At 67.3% G+C, this 14,491-nt stretch carries 17 protein-coding genes; 9 read left to right on the top strand and 8 right to left on the bottom strand.

Features of this window, described 5'->3' with window-relative positions:
- Nucleotides 1-47: 47 nt before the first annotated feature.
- The 5 genes from folP to ABIA65_RS08085 all read left to right on the top strand — a co-directional run bounded on the left by folP (nt 48) and on the right by ABIA65_RS08085 (nt 3,314).
- Nucleotides 48-923, top strand: coding sequence for a dihydropteroate synthase (gene folP, locus ABIA65_RS08105; protein ID WP_241403802.1), 876 nt, complete (start codon nt 48-50; stop codon nt 921-923).
- Nucleotides 920-1,861, top strand: a complete 942-nt coding sequence (locus tag ABIA65_RS08100; protein WP_241403803.1) for a glucosyl-3-phosphoglycerate synthase — start codon at nt 920-922, stop codon at nt 1,859-1,861. Before folP ends, ABIA65_RS08100 begins: the two co-directional genes overlap by 4 nt.
- A gap of 78 nt (nt 1,862-1,939) precedes the next feature.
- Nucleotides 1,940-2,371 (top strand): DivIVA domain-containing protein, encoded by a 432-nt coding sequence (locus ABIA65_RS08095; RefSeq protein WP_241403804.1) that lies wholly within the window; start codon nt 1,940-1,942, stop codon nt 2,369-2,371.
- The gene (locus tag ABIA65_RS08090) at nt 2,368-2,967 is read left to right on the top strand and encodes a DNA-3-methyladenine glycosylase I (protein WP_371746982.1); all 600 of its coding nucleotides are present in this window, start codon (nt 2,368-2,370) and stop codon (nt 2,965-2,967) included. The genes ABIA65_RS08095 and ABIA65_RS08090 overlap by 4 nt, the downstream gene beginning before the upstream one ends.
- Nucleotides 2,968-3,146: 179 nt before the next feature.
- A complete protein-coding gene (locus ABIA65_RS08085) occupies nt 3,147-3,314 on the top strand; it encodes a DUF3117 domain-containing protein (RefSeq protein WP_127782270.1) in 168 nt (55 codons plus the stop codon).
- Nucleotides 3,315-3,366: 52 nt separating this feature from the next.
- On the opposite strand, the gene glgA is transcribed toward ABIA65_RS08085, so the two are convergent.
- Nucleotides 3,367-4,530 (bottom strand): glycogen synthase, encoded by a 1,164-nt coding sequence (gene glgA, locus ABIA65_RS08080; protein ID WP_241403805.1) that lies wholly within the window; start codon nt 4,528-4,530, stop codon nt 3,367-3,369.
- A gap of 137 nt (nt 4,531-4,667) precedes the next feature.
- Here glgA and glgC point away from each other — a divergent pair, with 137 nt between their 5' ends.
- Complete coding sequence (gene glgC / locus ABIA65_RS08075; RefSeq protein ID WP_241403806.1) at nt 4,668-5,882, top strand: glucose-1-phosphate adenylyltransferase; 1,215 nt, start codon at nt 4,668-4,670, stop codon at nt 5,880-5,882.
- 21 nt (nt 5,883-5,903) lie between these two features.
- Here glgC and ABIA65_RS08070 read toward each other — a convergent pair whose 3' ends face one another.
- The 7 genes from ABIA65_RS08070 to ABIA65_RS08040 all read right to left on the bottom strand — a co-directional run bounded on the left by ABIA65_RS08070 (nt 5,904) and on the right by ABIA65_RS08040 (nt 11,439).
- A complete protein-coding gene (locus tag ABIA65_RS08070; protein WP_354523197.1) occupies nt 5,904-6,488 on the bottom strand; it encodes a DUF4126 domain-containing protein in 585 nt (194 codons plus the stop codon).
- A gap of 92 nt (nt 6,489-6,580) precedes the next feature.
- On the bottom strand, nt 6,581-6,754 hold the full coding sequence (locus ABIA65_RS08065) for a hypothetical protein (RefSeq protein WP_241403808.1): 174 nt from the start codon (nt 6,752-6,754) through the stop codon (nt 6,581-6,583).
- A 36-nt stretch (nt 6,755-6,790) separates the two neighbouring features.
- The gene (locus ABIA65_RS08060; protein ID WP_241403809.1) at nt 6,791-7,465 is read right to left on the bottom strand and encodes a methyltransferase family protein; all 675 of its coding nucleotides are present in this window, start codon (nt 7,463-7,465) and stop codon (nt 6,791-6,793) included.
- A 10-nt stretch (nt 7,466-7,475) separates the two neighbouring features.
- Nucleotides 7,476-9,122, bottom strand: a complete 1,647-nt coding sequence (locus tag ABIA65_RS08055; protein WP_241403810.1) for an ABC transporter permease — start codon at nt 9,120-9,122, stop codon at nt 7,476-7,478.
- Nucleotides 9,119-10,045, bottom strand: coding sequence for an ABC transporter ATP-binding protein (locus tag ABIA65_RS08050; RefSeq protein WP_241403811.1), 927 nt, complete (start codon nt 10,043-10,045; stop codon nt 9,119-9,121). Before ABIA65_RS08050 ends, ABIA65_RS08055 begins: the two co-directional genes overlap by 4 nt.
- Entirely contained in the window at nt 10,045-10,698 is a 654-nt protein-coding gene (locus tag ABIA65_RS08045; RefSeq protein WP_241403812.1) for a TetR/AcrR family transcriptional regulator, read from the bottom strand. The genes ABIA65_RS08050 and ABIA65_RS08045 overlap by 1 nt, the downstream gene beginning before the upstream one ends.
- 81 nt (nt 10,699-10,779) lie before the next feature.
- The gene (locus ABIA65_RS08040) at nt 10,780-11,439 is read right to left on the bottom strand and encodes an O-methyltransferase (protein ID WP_241403813.1); all 660 of its coding nucleotides are present in this window, start codon (nt 11,437-11,439) and stop codon (nt 10,780-10,782) included.
- Nucleotides 11,440-11,617: 178 nt separating this feature from the next.
- Here ABIA65_RS08040 and sigE point away from each other — a divergent pair, with 178 nt between their 5' ends.
- The 3 genes from sigE (at nt 11,618) to htrA (ending at nt 14,490) form a co-directional block, all read left to right on the top strand.
- On the top strand, nt 11,618-12,421 hold the full coding sequence (gene sigE / locus ABIA65_RS08035) for an RNA polymerase sigma factor SigE (protein WP_371746983.1): 804 nt from the start codon (nt 11,618-11,620) through the stop codon (nt 12,419-12,421).
- A gap of 90 nt (nt 12,422-12,511) precedes the next feature.
- Nucleotides 12,512-12,907 (top strand): anti-sigma E factor RseA, encoded by a 396-nt coding sequence (gene rseA, locus ABIA65_RS08030; RefSeq protein ID WP_241403814.1) that lies wholly within the window; start codon nt 12,512-12,514, stop codon nt 12,905-12,907.
- Nucleotides 12,908-12,993: 86 nt separating this feature from the next.
- A complete protein-coding gene (htrA, locus tag ABIA65_RS08025; protein WP_241403815.1) occupies nt 12,994-14,490 on the top strand; it encodes a serine protease HtrA in 1,497 nt (498 codons plus the stop codon).
- Nucleotide 14,491 lies beyond the last annotated feature (1 nt).

Genomic DNA, 14,491 nt, shown 5'->3' with positions numbered 1-14,491 from the left:
GCCGCGAGGAACAAAGCGCGCCCGAATCGCGCGGCTAGCCTGATGACGTGCCCTCCACGTTCTGTGGTCGACCGGTGGCAGGCGACCGCGCCATGATCATGGCGATCGTCAACCGCACGCCCGACTCGTTCTACGACCGCGGCGCCACGTTCTCGGACGAGGCGGCGATGACGGCCGTGCATCGGGTGATCGCCGACGGCGCCGACGTGATCGACGTCGGGGGCGTCAAGGCCGGCCCGGGCAGCGAGGTCGACGCCGCGGAGGAGATCGCCCGCGTCGTGCCGTTCATCGAGTGGTTGCGGGGCGCCTACCCGGATCAGCTGATCAGCGTCGACACGTGGCGCGCGGCCGTGGCCAAGCAGGCCTGCGCGGCGGGCGCGGACATCATCAACGACACGTGGGGCGGCCACGATCCGGGCCTGGTCGACGTCGCCGCCGAGTTCGGCGCCGGGCTGGTCTGCTCGCACACCGGTGGTGCCGTGCCGCGCACCAGGCCGTTCCGGGTCAACTACGGGACGTCGGTACGCGGTGTGGTCGACGATGTCATCGCGGAGGTGACGGCAGCGGCCGAACGAGCCGTCGTCGCGGGCGTTGCCCGCGACGCCATCCTGATCGATCCAACCCACGATTTCGGTAAGAACACTCACCATGGTCTTAGTTTGTTGCGCCACGTAAAAGATCTTGTAAATACCGGATGGCCAGTCCTGATGGCGCTGAGTAACAAGGATTTTGTCGGGGAGACTCTGGGTGTGGGCTTGACCGAACGCCTGGAGGGCACATTCGCCGCAACCGCGCTCGCTGCGGAGGCGGGGGCTGCCATGTTCCGTGTGCACGAGGTCGCTCCCACTCGACGCGTGCTCGAAATGGTCGCGTCGATCCAGGGCGTGCGTTCACCGACGCGGACGATTAGGGGACTGGCATGAGCTTGACACCTGAACTAGCCGACGCCGTAGCGGGACACCGCTGGATGTCCGATCACAGTTGGAGTCGCCCAATGTGGACGGTCAGCGAACTCGAGGCCGCAAAGCGTGGACGCACTGTCTCGGTGGTTCTGCCAGCACTCAACGAGGAACAGACGGTCGGCTCGGTGGTGGAGACCATCACCCCGCTGCTCGGCGGCCTGGTCGACGAGCTGATCGTCCTGGACTCCGGCTCCACCGACGACACCGAGATCCGGGCCATCGCGGCGGGCGCCCGCGTCATCAGCCGCGAGGCGGCGCTGCCCGAGGTGGAGCCGCAGCCCGGCAAGGGTGAGGTGTTGTGGCGCTCGTTGGCGGCGACGACCGGTGACATCGTGGCGTTCGTCGACTCCGATCTGATCGACCCCGACCCGTTGTTCGTGCCCAAGTTGCTCGGCCCGCTCCTGACCTCCGACGGTGTGCACCTGGTCAAGGGGTTCTACCGCCGGCCGTTGAAGGTCAGCGGCAGTGAGGACGCCAACGGCGGTGGCAGGGTCACTGAACTGGTCGCTCGGCCGCTGTTGGCCGCGCTGCGGCCCGAACTCACGTGCCTGCTCCAGCCGTTGGGCGGTGAGTACGCCGGCACCCGCGAGCTGTTGACGTCGGTCCCGTTCGCCCCGGGCTACGGCGTGGAGATCGGTCTGCTCGTCGACACCTACGACCGACTCGGCCTGGACGCCATCGCGCAGGTGAACCTCGGCGTTCGCACGCACCGAAACCGACCGCTGACCGAACTCGCGACGATGAGCAGGCAGGTCATCGCGACGCTGCTCACTCGCTGCGGCATCGACGACTCCGGCGTTGGGCTGACGCAGTTCTACGCCGACGGCAACGACTACAGCTCGCGGACGTCGTCGGTGTCGTTGGTGGACCGACCGCCGATGAACACACTGCGGCCCTAACCGGGGGGCCACCCGGCTCGTTGTGTCGCCCCGCAGGTCATTGCGTCATTGTCTGTCGGCTCAGGCAGTATCGATGTCGTGACGTTGATCCTGGTGTACCTGGTCGTCCTGATCCTGGTGGCCACCGTGCTGTTCGGCCTCGGCAGCGTGCTGTTCGGCCGAGGCGAGCGGCTACCTCCGCTACCCCGTGCCACCACGGCCACAGTGCTGCCCGCATCGGGAGTGACGGGCGCCGACGTCGACGCGGTGAAGTTCACCCAGTCCCTGCGTGGCTACAAGACCTCCGAGGTCGACTGGGTACTCGACCGGCTCGGGCAGGAACTCGACCTCGTCCGTGGTGAACTCGCCGCGGTGCGGGCGAAGCACGGGATCGTCGACCCGCGCGACGTGTACGAGACACCCGACGAGCCCGAGGACATCGACGATCTCGACGCCCTTGACGACGTCGACGACGAGTCGCGTCTACAGGGCGCCCATGCGCGACCCGACGACGGCGGGGACGAGCAGTGACCGGGTCCGTGGCCGGCGGTGACGGTCGGGTGCGCTGCGGCTGGGCGGACTTCTCCGGACCTCGTTGGGAAACACCGGATTCGGTGCTCTACCGCACCTACCACGACACCGAGTGGGGCACTCCGCTGCGCGACAGCAGGGACCTGTTCGAGCGGATGACGCTCGAGGCGTTCCAGAGCGGCCTGTCCTGGCTGATCATCCTGCGCAAGCGGGACAACTTCCGGCGTGCGTTCGAGGATTTCGACGTGGCGAAGGTCGCTGCTTTCACCGACTCCGACGTCGAGCGGTTACTGGCCGACGAGGGCATCGTGCGCAACCGCGCCAAGATCGAGGCCACCATCTCCAACGCGCGCGCAGTCGCTGACCTCGACGTCGATCTGGGTGAGCTGCTGTGGTCATTCGCCCCGCCCCCGCGACCCCGCCCGACCGACCTGGCGGCTGTGCCCGCCGTCACACCCGAGTCCACGGCGATGGCGAAGGATCTGAAGCGCCGCGGCTTCAAATTTGTCGGTCCGACGACGGCGTATGCGCTGATGCAGGCGACTGGAATGGTCGACGACCACGTGGCGTCGTGCTGGGTGCCGGCAGCACCGTGAGCGTGACTCAAGTAGGTGATTAGGACCCACTTACCCGGGTCTTTGCACACCGAACGGCCTGAATAGGGAAGAATGTAGGAAGTGACGTTGCAGTTCAGTACCGGGAGCTGCCAACGGGCGGACAGTCCCGGTTCGATCGATCCGCCACCGCGGATCGCCAGGTGCGGAGGGAGTACTCGATGGCGGCGATGAAGCCCCGGACCGGCGACGGTCCACTCGAAGCAACCAAGGAGGGGCGAGGCATCGTGATGCGGGTACCACTGGAGGGCGGCGGACGACTGGTTGTCGAACTCACTCCAGATGAGGCGTCTGCCCTCGGCGACGAGCTGAAGGGCGTCACCAGCTAGCTCTGGTTTCGACGAATCGATTGGGCGGACGCGAGGCCGGCTGGGGAGGTCGCTAGGAGGCGACCCTCCGGTAGATCTCGAGTGTTAGTTCGGCGATGTGCGCCCAGGAGAACTCCTCGATACACCGTTGGCGTCCGGCCTCCCCGTAGCGCCGGGCCCTTTCCGGGTCGGCGACAAGTGCGTTGACGGACGCCGCCAACCCGGCCTCGAACTCCTCGGCGTCGGACGGGTCGTAGTGCACCAGCACGCCGGTCTCGCCGTCCACGATGACCTCGGGTATGCCACCGACGTCGGACGCCACCACGGCCGTCGCGCACGCCATCGCCTCGAGGTTCACAATGCCCAGCGGCTCGTAGACCGACGGGCACACGAAAACGACTGATGCCGAGAGAATTTCGCGGATCTTGGCCGTCGGCAGCATCTCCTGCACCCAGAACACGCCGGTTCGCGCCGCCGCCAGTTCACGAACCGCGTTGCCCACTTCGGCGGCGATCTCCGGAGTGTCGGGCGCGCCGGCGCACAGCACCAACTGCACCTCGGGTGCGAAGCGGTGCGCCGCCGCGACCAGGTGTGCGACACCCTTCTGCCGGGTGATGCGACCGACGAACGCCACGATCGGGCGTGTGGGGTCGACACCCAGGGCCGCCAGGACCGACTCCTCGGGCTCCGGCTGGGCGGGATACCAGACGTCGGTGTCGATGCCGTTGCGCACCACGTGCACCCGGTTCGGATCGAGTGCCGGGTAGGTCGCGAGAACGTCTTTGCGCATACCCGCGCTGACCGCGATGACGGCGTCGGCACCCTCCACCGCGGTGCGCTCGACCCAGGACGACACCCGATAGCCGCCGCCGAGTTGCTCGGCCTTCCACGGGCGCATCGGTTCCAGCGAGTGCGCTGTCAGCACGTGCGGGACGCCGTGCAGCAACGCCGCGAGATGACCGGCGAGGCCGGTGTACCAGGTGTGTGAGTGCACGACCGTGGCCGCTGCCACGGCATTGACCATGACCAGATCGGCCGACAGCGTGGAGATCGCGGGGTTGGCACCGGCCAACGCGGGGTCGGGTTGGGCGACGTACGCCCCGTCTCGGGGGGCGCCCATGCAGTGCACGTCGACCTCGCACAGGTGCCGCAGCTGCGCGACGAGTTCCGTCACGTGGACCCCGGCGCCGCCGTACACCTCGGGTGGGTACTCCCGAGTCATCATCGCCACCCGCATGCCGTTGACGGTAGTGGCCGAAGGAGCTTGCCGCATCAATTGTCTCGACCTGCCGCCGAGGCGATTTCGCCCACATAACTCGCGGTCAATAGTGGGAACAGGTAGCAGTGACCCACGGGGGCCGATAGGTTTGACATATGAGGGAACTGCCGCACGTGCTCGGCATCGTTCTGGCCGGCGGCGAGGGCAAGCGTCTGTACCCACTGACCGCCGACCGCGCCAAACCGGCGGTCCCGTTCGGCGGCGCCTACCGACTGATCGACTTCGTGCTCTCGAACCTGGTGAACGCGCGCTATCTGAAGATCTGCGTTCTGACGCAATACAAGTCGCATTCGCTGGACCGCCACATCTCGCAGAACTGGCGGTTGTCGGGCCTTGCCGGCGAGTACATCACCCCGGTGCCCGCCCAGCAGCGACTCGGCCCCCGTTGGTACACCGGTTCGGCCGACGCGATTCTGCAGTCGCTCAACCTCATCTACGACGAGGACCCCGACTACGTCGTCGTGTTCGGTGCCGACCACATCTACCGGATGGATCCGGAACAGATGTTGCAGTTCCACATCGAGACCGGCGCGGGCGTCACGGTGGCCGGCATCCGGGTGCCACGGGCCGAGGCGACGGCGTTCGGGTGCATCGACGCCGACGAGTCGGGACGCATCCGGGCATTCGTGGAGAAGCCTGCTGACCCGCCGGGCACGCCCGACGATCCCGAGCAGACCTTCGCGTCGATGGGGAACTACATCTTCAGCACCAAGGTGCTCGTCGACGCCATCCGCGCTGATGCCGACGACAATGATTCCGACCACGACATGGGCGGCGACATCATCCCGCGCCTGGTCGCCGACGGCATGGCGGCGGTCTACGACTTCAACGACAACGAGGTCCCCGGCTCGACCGAGCGCGATCACGGGTACTGGCGCGACGTCGGGACGCTCGACGCGTTCTACGACGCGCACATGGACCTGGTGTCGGTGCACCCCGTCTTCAACCTCTACAACAGGCGCTGGCCGATCATGGGTGAGTCGGCCAACCTGGCACCGGCGAAGTTCGTCAACGGCGGCTCCGCGCAGGAGTCCGTCGTCGGGGCCGGCAGCATCGTCTCGGCCGCATCGGTTCGCAATTCGGTGCTGTCGTCCAACGTGGTGATCGACGACGGCGCCATCGTCGAGGGCAGCGTGCTGATGCCCGGTGTGCGCATTGGCCGGGGTGCGGTGGTGCGCCACGCGATCCTGGACAAGAACGTGGTGGTCGGGCCCGGCGAGATGGTCGGTGTGGACTTGGAGAAGGATCGCGAGAAGTTCGCGATCAGCGCGGGGGGCGTGGTCGCTGTCGGTAAGGGCATCTGGATCTAAGGGCGCCCGCCGCCGGGGCGGCTAGGAGGCTGGGGCGCGGCGGCGACGTAGGCGGATCAGCATCGCCACCGCCCACACCAGTGCCACCACCACGACCAGCACCAGGATCGGGAGCAGGATCGCCACGAACACCAGGCCCACGCTGGTGGCGTCCTCCACGGTGCTCAGAACCGGTGCGGCGATACCCGCGGTGGTGGCGTTGGCCACCGGGCGGACCGCCGTCTTGGTCAGGTGGACCACCAGCGCGATCGCGACGCCCACGGCGACCGGGATCCACTGGCCCGACGAGGCGAAGGCGCCGGGATCGGCGACCGCCGCGGTCTGAGCAGCGGTTCCGGAACCGAACACGATGCCGCCGGCCGTCGGCCGGACGAAGGTCTGGATGACGTCGTTGACGCTGTCCAGCGCCGGGATCTTGTCGGCGACGATCTCCACCGCGAGCAGGACCGCGACGATCGCCATCACCCAGCCGTTCTCCAGCCAGGCCCAACCGTGCGGCAGCGTCACCAGATCGGTGAAGCGCGCCAGCAGTCCCAGCATCAGCAGCGGGATGTAGGCATTGAGGCCCGCCGCGGTCGCGAGACCGAACCCGGTCAGCAGTTCCATGGCCTCAGTATGGGCGGGAACACCGTGGTCGGCGCGGAAACCGCAGCAGCGGCGGTGGTTTGGGTGGTCCGAACGTCAGCTTGCGGGGGCCGTTAGCGGCTGCGCCGTGATGGCTTCTCGTGTGCGGGCACTTTCGGTGTGTTCTGCGGCGTTCGTCCCTTGCCCGCCACGGTGGACAGCGCGCGTCGACAGCGTGGGCAGATCGGCTTCCCGGCGATGTCCACTGTCCAGCTCTTGCCGCCGCCAGGGCATGGCTTCTCGATCATGTACGGAACCTTATCCCCGTCGACATGCGCGGGACCTCACCAGAGGTACGGCACCAACCGGCGGTCCACCTTGGTCATGTACTCGCGGTATCCGGCCAACTCCTCGGTGAGCATCTTCTCCTCGTCGAGGATCCGGGCAGCCAGTATCGGCACCGAGGCGGCGACGGCGAGCAGGCCCCACAGCGAGTCGAGGGCCAGGGGAGTGCCGATCATCATGATCAGGGTGCCGAAGTACATCGGGTGACGAACCATTCCGTACAGTCCGGTTGAGATCAACGGCTGCTCTTCCTCGACGGTGATGGCGGCCCCGGCGTAGCCGTTCTGCACCACCACGAGCTGCGCGAGCGACAGGCCCACGAAGACCAGCACATCACCGAGCAGGACCACGGGCACCGGTACGGTCGACCAGCCGAACCGGTGATCGAGCGCGCTGATGACCAGAGTCGCGACCACCGACAGGACGATCGCCGAGATGATGATGCGTTGGGCGGGGCGGGTTTCCGCGGTGGGACCCGCCCGCATCCGGCGCTGCAGAGCCGCCGGATTCCGCACGGCCAGGTAGACACCCGAGATGAGACTGGCCGAGATGAACACCGCGATGAAAACCCAGGCCTGCCAGTAGTCGAACGTCCACGCAGGCAGAAACAGCGCGACACCGAAGAACACCAGGCCGAACAGCATCGATGCGATGGTTTGCAGTGCAATCTTCATGGACATCTCCTCAGCGCAGGTCGCGGCGTCGAAAAGCGATGACGCCCAGGGTGATCAGTGCGGCATCGATGACAAGTAGCCATACCAGCGGTGTCGCGGAGAACTGTCCGGTCCCGACATGGGGGACGTGCGTGAACGGTACGAGGTCGATGAGCCACTGCGGCGAGTTGGCCAGTGATCCCAGCAGATACACGGCCACGAACGCGACCAAGACCCCCCACGCCGTCGGCGTGTAGCGAGGCAGTGCGCCGAACAGCGCAACGGTCACCGCCACCAACAGCCACACCGCTGGCAGTTGAACCGCGGCGAGCCCGAGCACCGTCGGGACTTTCCCGGTCAGATCGCCAGCGCTCGCGCCGTACGTCAGGCCGGTGACCAGACCGGCGACGAGCAGCGCAAAGGCCGACCCGCCGATCGCGAACACCAGATGACTTGCCAGCCAACGTGTTCTGCTCACCGCGCCGGCCAGCAGCGTCTCGGTGTGCGAACTGGCCTCCTCCTGGTGCAGGCGCAGTGTCAGCGAGATGGCGAACGCCGAGGCCACCATTGCCAGCATGCTGAACGCGACGGCGATGAACGCCTGCTCCATAGCGTCGGTGCCGCCAAGGCGAGTCACCATATCGCGTGCCACCGCGGTGTTGCCGATCTCGTCGCCGATGCCGTTCGTCACGCTGCCGACCAGCAGACCGTAGAGGCACAGGCCGACCGTCCACAGCACCAGCGATCCGCGATTCAGCCGCCACGCCAACGCCGTGACACCGTTCAACCCCGCCGCGGCACTCGGAGGGCCGGGACGCTCGGCGATCAACCCCGCACCGACGTCGCGCCGGGCCAGCAGGCGATACGCGAGGACGACCAGGACGACCGTGAGCGCGGCGTGCAGCAGCAGCACCCAGAACCGGTCACCGGCGTACGGGCGAACCTGAAGCGACCAGCCCAGCGGCGACAGCCAGGTCAGGAACTCCGCGCGGGATCCGGCATCGCCGACCGCGCGAAGGCTGAACGCGACGGCAAGCGCGCTGAACGCGAAGCCGCGAGCGAACCGCGCACTCGGCGACAGTTGGGCGGCCACCGCCGCCACGGCGGTGAACAGCAGCCCCGAGCCGGCCAGCGCCAGGCCGAACGCCACCGAACCCGCTGCGGGGATGTCGAGTGTGAGAAGGCCCGCGGTGCCGATGAACCCAGCCAGGACGGAGCCGCCGCCCGCGAGGAGCAGAGCCGCGGTCAGGCTCGCGAAGCGCCCTATGGCAGTCGAGTCGAGCAGTTCGGTGCGACCCGCCTCCTCGTCGGCCCTGGTGTGCCGGATGACGGTGAGGATGACCGCGACGGCGATCAGCAGGTGGAACATCCCTGCCTTCCAGATGCCCGTCGCACCGAGGCTGTCGTTGTGGACCAGCCCGTACATCGCGCGCTGCGCGGGGCTGGCCATGATGGTCGCGACCAGCGTGGCCCTGTCGGCCTGGGTCGGATACACCGCCTCGATGCTGCCGACGTACACCGTGGACAGCGGCACCGACAGCAGCAGCACCCACAGCGGCAGCGCCACCCGGTCGCGCCGCAGGTACAGCCGGAGGAGATAGAATGTGCCTGCGAACGCCGAACCGTGTTGCGGCGCCTGGTGAGCGGGCCGATGCGGGCGATCGAGGACGGCGTTCACGCTGTCACCCGCTCGGGTTCGTCGTCGGCCGTGTCGTAGTGCCGTAGGAACAGCTCCTCCAGCGTGGGAGGCTGACTGACGAGGCTGCGAACGCCGGCGTCGCCGAGGCGCTTGATGACCTCGCCAAGGCTCTCGCTGTCAACCTGCGCGTGCAGGGTGTGGCCGTCGAGCACGACGTCTTCGACACCCTTGATGGTGGCTATGTCACCGGGGTCGCCGATCATCTCGGCCTTGATGGATGTGCGCGACAGGTGCCGCATCGAGTCCAGTGTTCCGCTCTCCACGGTCCGGCCTGCGCGGATGATCGTCACCCGCTGGCACAGGGCCTCGGTCTCGGCGAGGATGTGGCTGGACAGCAGAACTGTGACACCGCGGTCCCGGGCGTCAGCTACGCACTGCTGAAAGACGTTCTCCATCAACGGATCCAGGCCGCTGCTTGGCTCGTCAAGCAGGAGCAAGCGGGCGTGCGAGGAGAACGCGGAGACCAGAGACACCTTCTGCCGATTGCCCTTCGAGTAGGTGCGGGCCTTCTTGGACGGGTCGAGGTCGAACCGCTCGACCAGCTCCGCGCGGCGCTCCTCGTCGATACCGCCGCGCATCCGGGCCAGCAGATCGATGGTCTCGCCTCCCGTCAGCGACGGCCACAACGTCACATCACCTGGCACGTAGGCGATCTGGCGGTGTAGGTCCACGGCGTCGGTCCACGGCTCGCCGCCGAGGAGTCGGGCGCTGCCGCCGTCGGCGCGCACGAGACCCAGCAGGATCCTGATCGTGGTCGACTTGCCCGCACCGTTCGGGCCCAGAAAGCCGTGCACCTCGCCCTCGGCGACTGTCAGGTCCAGGCCGTCGAGAGCGCGCACCGTCCCGAAGTTCTTGACCAGACCGTTGATCTCAATGGCGTTGGTGCCCGTGGGTGCTGTCATCAGTCCTCCTTGGACGTGGGGATGGGCGTGCCGTCGGCGTGTTGTGCTGCGAAGGCGTCGTACATCGTCGAGTCGGACAACAGGCCCTCGGAGTAGACCTCCAGCGCGGGCAGCACCATGTCCTGGGCGTAGTCGTGCAGGACCGCGCGCAGGTCACGTGGGTTGTCGTGGAGTTGGATGTACAGCAGGAAGCCGCCGCCGCCCGACATGGCAATGAACTTGGCCCTGGCCTTCGGGTCATGACTGGGCTTGATGGTGCCGGCGCGAACGCCCTCCTCCAGATACTCCTCGGCGTTGTCGATCATGGTGCGCCACAGGGACTTCGCGAGGTCGCCTCCGGTCTGCATGCTGCGGACCAGGTAGGCCATCATCGGCGCATACGACTCGATCTCGGCCATCTGGGCGAACCAGGTGGCGGGGTCGGCGTTCTGCAACGACTCGGTCTTCGTGGTCTTCACGAACTCGGCGATGTAGGCGTCGCACGCTGCACGCAGACCGTCCTTGGAGCCGAAGTGGTGAATCACCAGCGCCGCGCTCACGCCTGCCGCCGTGGCGATGGCCCGTAGCCCGACGTCGAAGCCGTGCTCGCCGAACTGTTCGATCGCCGAGTCGCGGATTCGTGCCGTCGCCGTCAGGTCATCAACTGAACGCATGTTTAGAACGCTAAACGCGCGTTTAGCGGCGAGTCAAGGGCTGCCGCGTCAAGAAGTCATAAAAACGCGGCGAGGGGTGGGTCAGTCGCGCGCGGCGGCGAGCAATCCGTCACCGAGGGGGATCAGCACGGGCGTCAGCCGCTCGTCCTCGGCGATCAGCCGCGCGGCCTCGCGCACGGCGGTGACCTCCTTGTCGGCCGCACTCGCGTCACCGGCACGGCCGCCGAGCGCCGCGCGGTGCACCACGATGGCGCCGCCGGGCCGCAACAGCCGCACGCTCTCGGCGACGAACTGTGGTTGGTCAACGGGATCGGCATCGATGAACACCAGGTCATAGGACTCATCGGCGAGACGGGTCAGCACGTCCTGGGCGCGCCCACCGATTAATCGGGTCCGCGACGGGCCAACGCCTGCCTCGCTGAATGCCTGTTTGGCCAGTCGCTGATGCTCGGGTTCCACGTCGATCGTGGTCAGTACGCCGTCCTCGCGCATCCCCGCCAGGAGCCACAGTCCGCTCACTCCGGCGCCGGTGCCCACCTCGACCACGGCCTTCGCGCCTGCGAGGCGCGCCAGCACGCTGAGCAGGGCACCGACCGCAGGGGTGACGGCACCTGCTCCGCTGTCGTCGGCACGCTCTCGAGCGGCCGCGGTGATCGCGTCCTCGGTGATCGACTGTTCGGCGTGGTTCACGATCGACTCGGCGCGACTTGGCCGTGCCTGACCGTCGTCGGTGCTGGCCATGCCAGAAGCGTAGAGGGGAGCGGGAGGGCCCCGCGTCGCGACACGCCCGCCCGGGCGTGTTGGGAATGGCACACTCGAGCGCCGGTTTGTGCACTTCACGCCGGGGGTAGTCAGCATTCTCAGGAAAAGCTCAGTTTGCTCATATGCCAACCTCACCGGCATCGGGAACGGTATCCCCATGACAGTCGGCGCAAACCCGAGTGCGGGGCTACCTGGCGGGAATGTCGGGGCCCAGGAGTTTGTTGTCGGCTGTGTGGCGCCGTCGCCTACCAATGGTGGCTGCATTGATGATCTGGAGGATCCAACGACCACCACGAGCACGTCCCCCGTATTCATGGCTCACCTCGAGCAGTCCGCCTCGGATTCCGAGCAGACCGGCTGGGTCGAGCCCACCGACGAGTTGACCGGCACCGCGGTGTTCGACGCGACCGGTGATCAAACGACGATGCCGTCCTGGGACGAACTGGTGCGGCAACACGCCGACCGTGTGTACCGCCTCGCCTATCGGTTGTCGGGCAACCAGCACGATGCCGAGGACCTCACCCAGGAGACATTCATCCGGGTGTTCCGCTCGGTGCAGAACTACCAGCCGGGAACGTTCGAGGGCTGGCTGCACCGCATCACGACGAACCTGTTCCTCGACATGGTCCGCCGCAGGGGCCGCATCCGGATGGAAGCGCTGCCCGAGGACTACGACCGCGTGCCGGCCGACGAGCCGAATCCCGAGCAGATCTACCACGATTCGCGATTGGGTGCCGATCTGCAGGCCGCATTGGACTCGCTGCCGCCGGAGTTCCGCGCCGCGGTCGTCCTGTGTGACATCGAGGGTCTGTCCTACGAGGAGATCGGCGCCACGCTGGGCGTCAAGCTGGGCACCGTCCGCAGCCGCATCCACCGCGGCCGGCAGGCGCTGCGCCAGTACCTCGCCGCCCACCCGAGCGCCGACGCCGAGTACAGCGGCCACCGCGCTCGGTCTGCCTGACCGTTGATGGGGGTCTGGCACGCCCGCGCGCGCTACATTCGAAGTAGTGCACGTCGCACCAGAATGCGCAGCGCGGAGAGGAGTTCGGTGATGGTTGACCGCGGACACGTCTTTCGCAGGGCATTCTCCTGGTTGCCGTCGCAGTTCGCCTCACAGAGCAGCGCGCCCGTCGGCCCGCGACAGTTCGGCTCCACCGAGCACCTGTCCACCGAGGCCATCGCCGCGTTCGTCGACGGCGAGCTCAGCATGAAGGGGCACCTGCGCGCTGCGGGGCACATGTCGCAGTGCCCAGACTGCGCTGCCGAGATCGAAGCTCAGGGGCAGGCGCGAACGGCTTTGCGTGAATCGTGTCCGATTGCCATTCCGACGGCATTGCTGGGCGCCTTATCGCAGATCCCGCACCATTCACTACCCGAACCGCCCGTGGATGAAGATGGACAACAGTTTGCTGACAGCGCGCTGCGCGATCGTCGCAAGCGCCGGTAGGCTGGGTCCCTAGTAAATCGACGTGCTGAGTACATCGACCGCGTGCGCCGACGATGGCGGACGCCCTGATTGGGGAGTGAACACGGGTGAGTAACCAGGACCAGTCCGGTAATAGCCACCGCCTGGCACCGCGTCCGGTTACGCGTCCGCCCGTCGACCCGGCGGCCACCCGCGCATTCGGCAGGCCAGACGGTTTCAAGGGTTCCTTCCTCGGTGCCGACCAGCATCGCGATCAGGGTGAGTACACGCCCAAGGACCAGCCGCCGGACCCGGTGCTCGCCGAGGCGTTCGGCCGCCATGGCGCCACCGACTCGCTGCAGCGCCATCCCGCGGATGCCGGCGCGCTCGACGCCGAGCGCGACCAGACCTCGCAGCAGCCTCCAGACCCGTGGCGTGACCCATCGGCGGTGCCGTCGCTGGGAACCCCGGCGATGCCTGCGCCCCCACCCGTCCTGCACACCGCGCCGGTGGGCAAGTTGGGTGTGCGCGACGTGCTGTTCGGCCGGAAGGTGTCGTGGACGGCGCTGGGTCTGCTGGCGATCTTCGCGCTCGTCCTCGGGTTGACCGGTGGATGGGTCGGCCGCACCACCGCCGAGGTGGTGGAGGCCTTCACCACGTCCAAGGTGACGCTGGAGACCGATGACAACCCCGAGGCCCCGCCCGGCCGCTTCGCCACCGTGGCCAAGGCCGTGGCCGACTCGGTGGTCACCATCGAGGCCACCAGTAAGAACGAGGGCTCGCAGGGCTCCGGTGTGGTCGTCGACGGACGCGGCTACATCGTCACCAACAACCACGTCATCTCGGCGGCCGCGAAGAGCCCCGCAGACTACAAGCTGACCGTGGTGTTCAACGACGGCAAGGAAGTCCCCGCCAACCTCGTCGGTCGCGACCCCAAGACCGATCTGGCGGTGCTCAAGGTCGACAACGTCGACAACCTGTCGGTGGCCCGCCTCGGCGACTCCGAGAAGCTCACCGTTGGCGAGGAGGTCATCGCCGCCGGTGCGCCACTGGGTCTGCGCAGCACAGTCACCCACGGCATCATCAGCGCGCTGCACCGCCCGGTCCCGCTATCGGGTGACGGCTCGGACACCGAGACCGTCATCGACGGCGTGCAGACCGATGCGTCGATCAACCACGGCAACTCCGGCGGTCCGCTGATCAATATGGGTTCCGAGGTCATCGGCATCAACACCGCTGGAAAGTCGTTGTCGGACAGCGCGAGTGGGCTGGGCTTCGCGATCCCCGTCAACGAGGTCAAGGATGTCGTCAACACCCTGATCAAGGACGGCAAGATCGCCCATCCGACCCTCGGCCTCAGCGCCCGGTCGGTCAGCAACTCGATCGCCTCGGGGGCCCAGATCGCCAACGTCACGGTGGGCGGCCCAGCGGAGAAGGCGGGCATCCTCGAGAACGACGTCGTCGTCAAGGTCGGTGACCGCAAGGTGTCTGACGCCGACGAGTTCGTCGTCGCCGTGCGCCTGCTCAAGATCGGTCAGGAAGCGCCCATCGAGGTGATGCGCGAGGGGCGTCCAGTGACGCTGATGATCACGCCCGGTTCCGACTCAGACCAGCCCAGCTCCTAAC

Source organism: Mycolicibacterium sp. 624, from assembly GCF_040548615.1.
In the GTDB taxonomy this organism is placed as follows: Bacteria; Actinomycetota; Actinomycetes; order Mycobacteriales; family Mycobacteriaceae; genus Mycobacterium.
The sequence above is the reverse complement of the archived record's forward strand: the minus strand, read 5'-3'. Positions and strand labels throughout refer to the sequence as shown.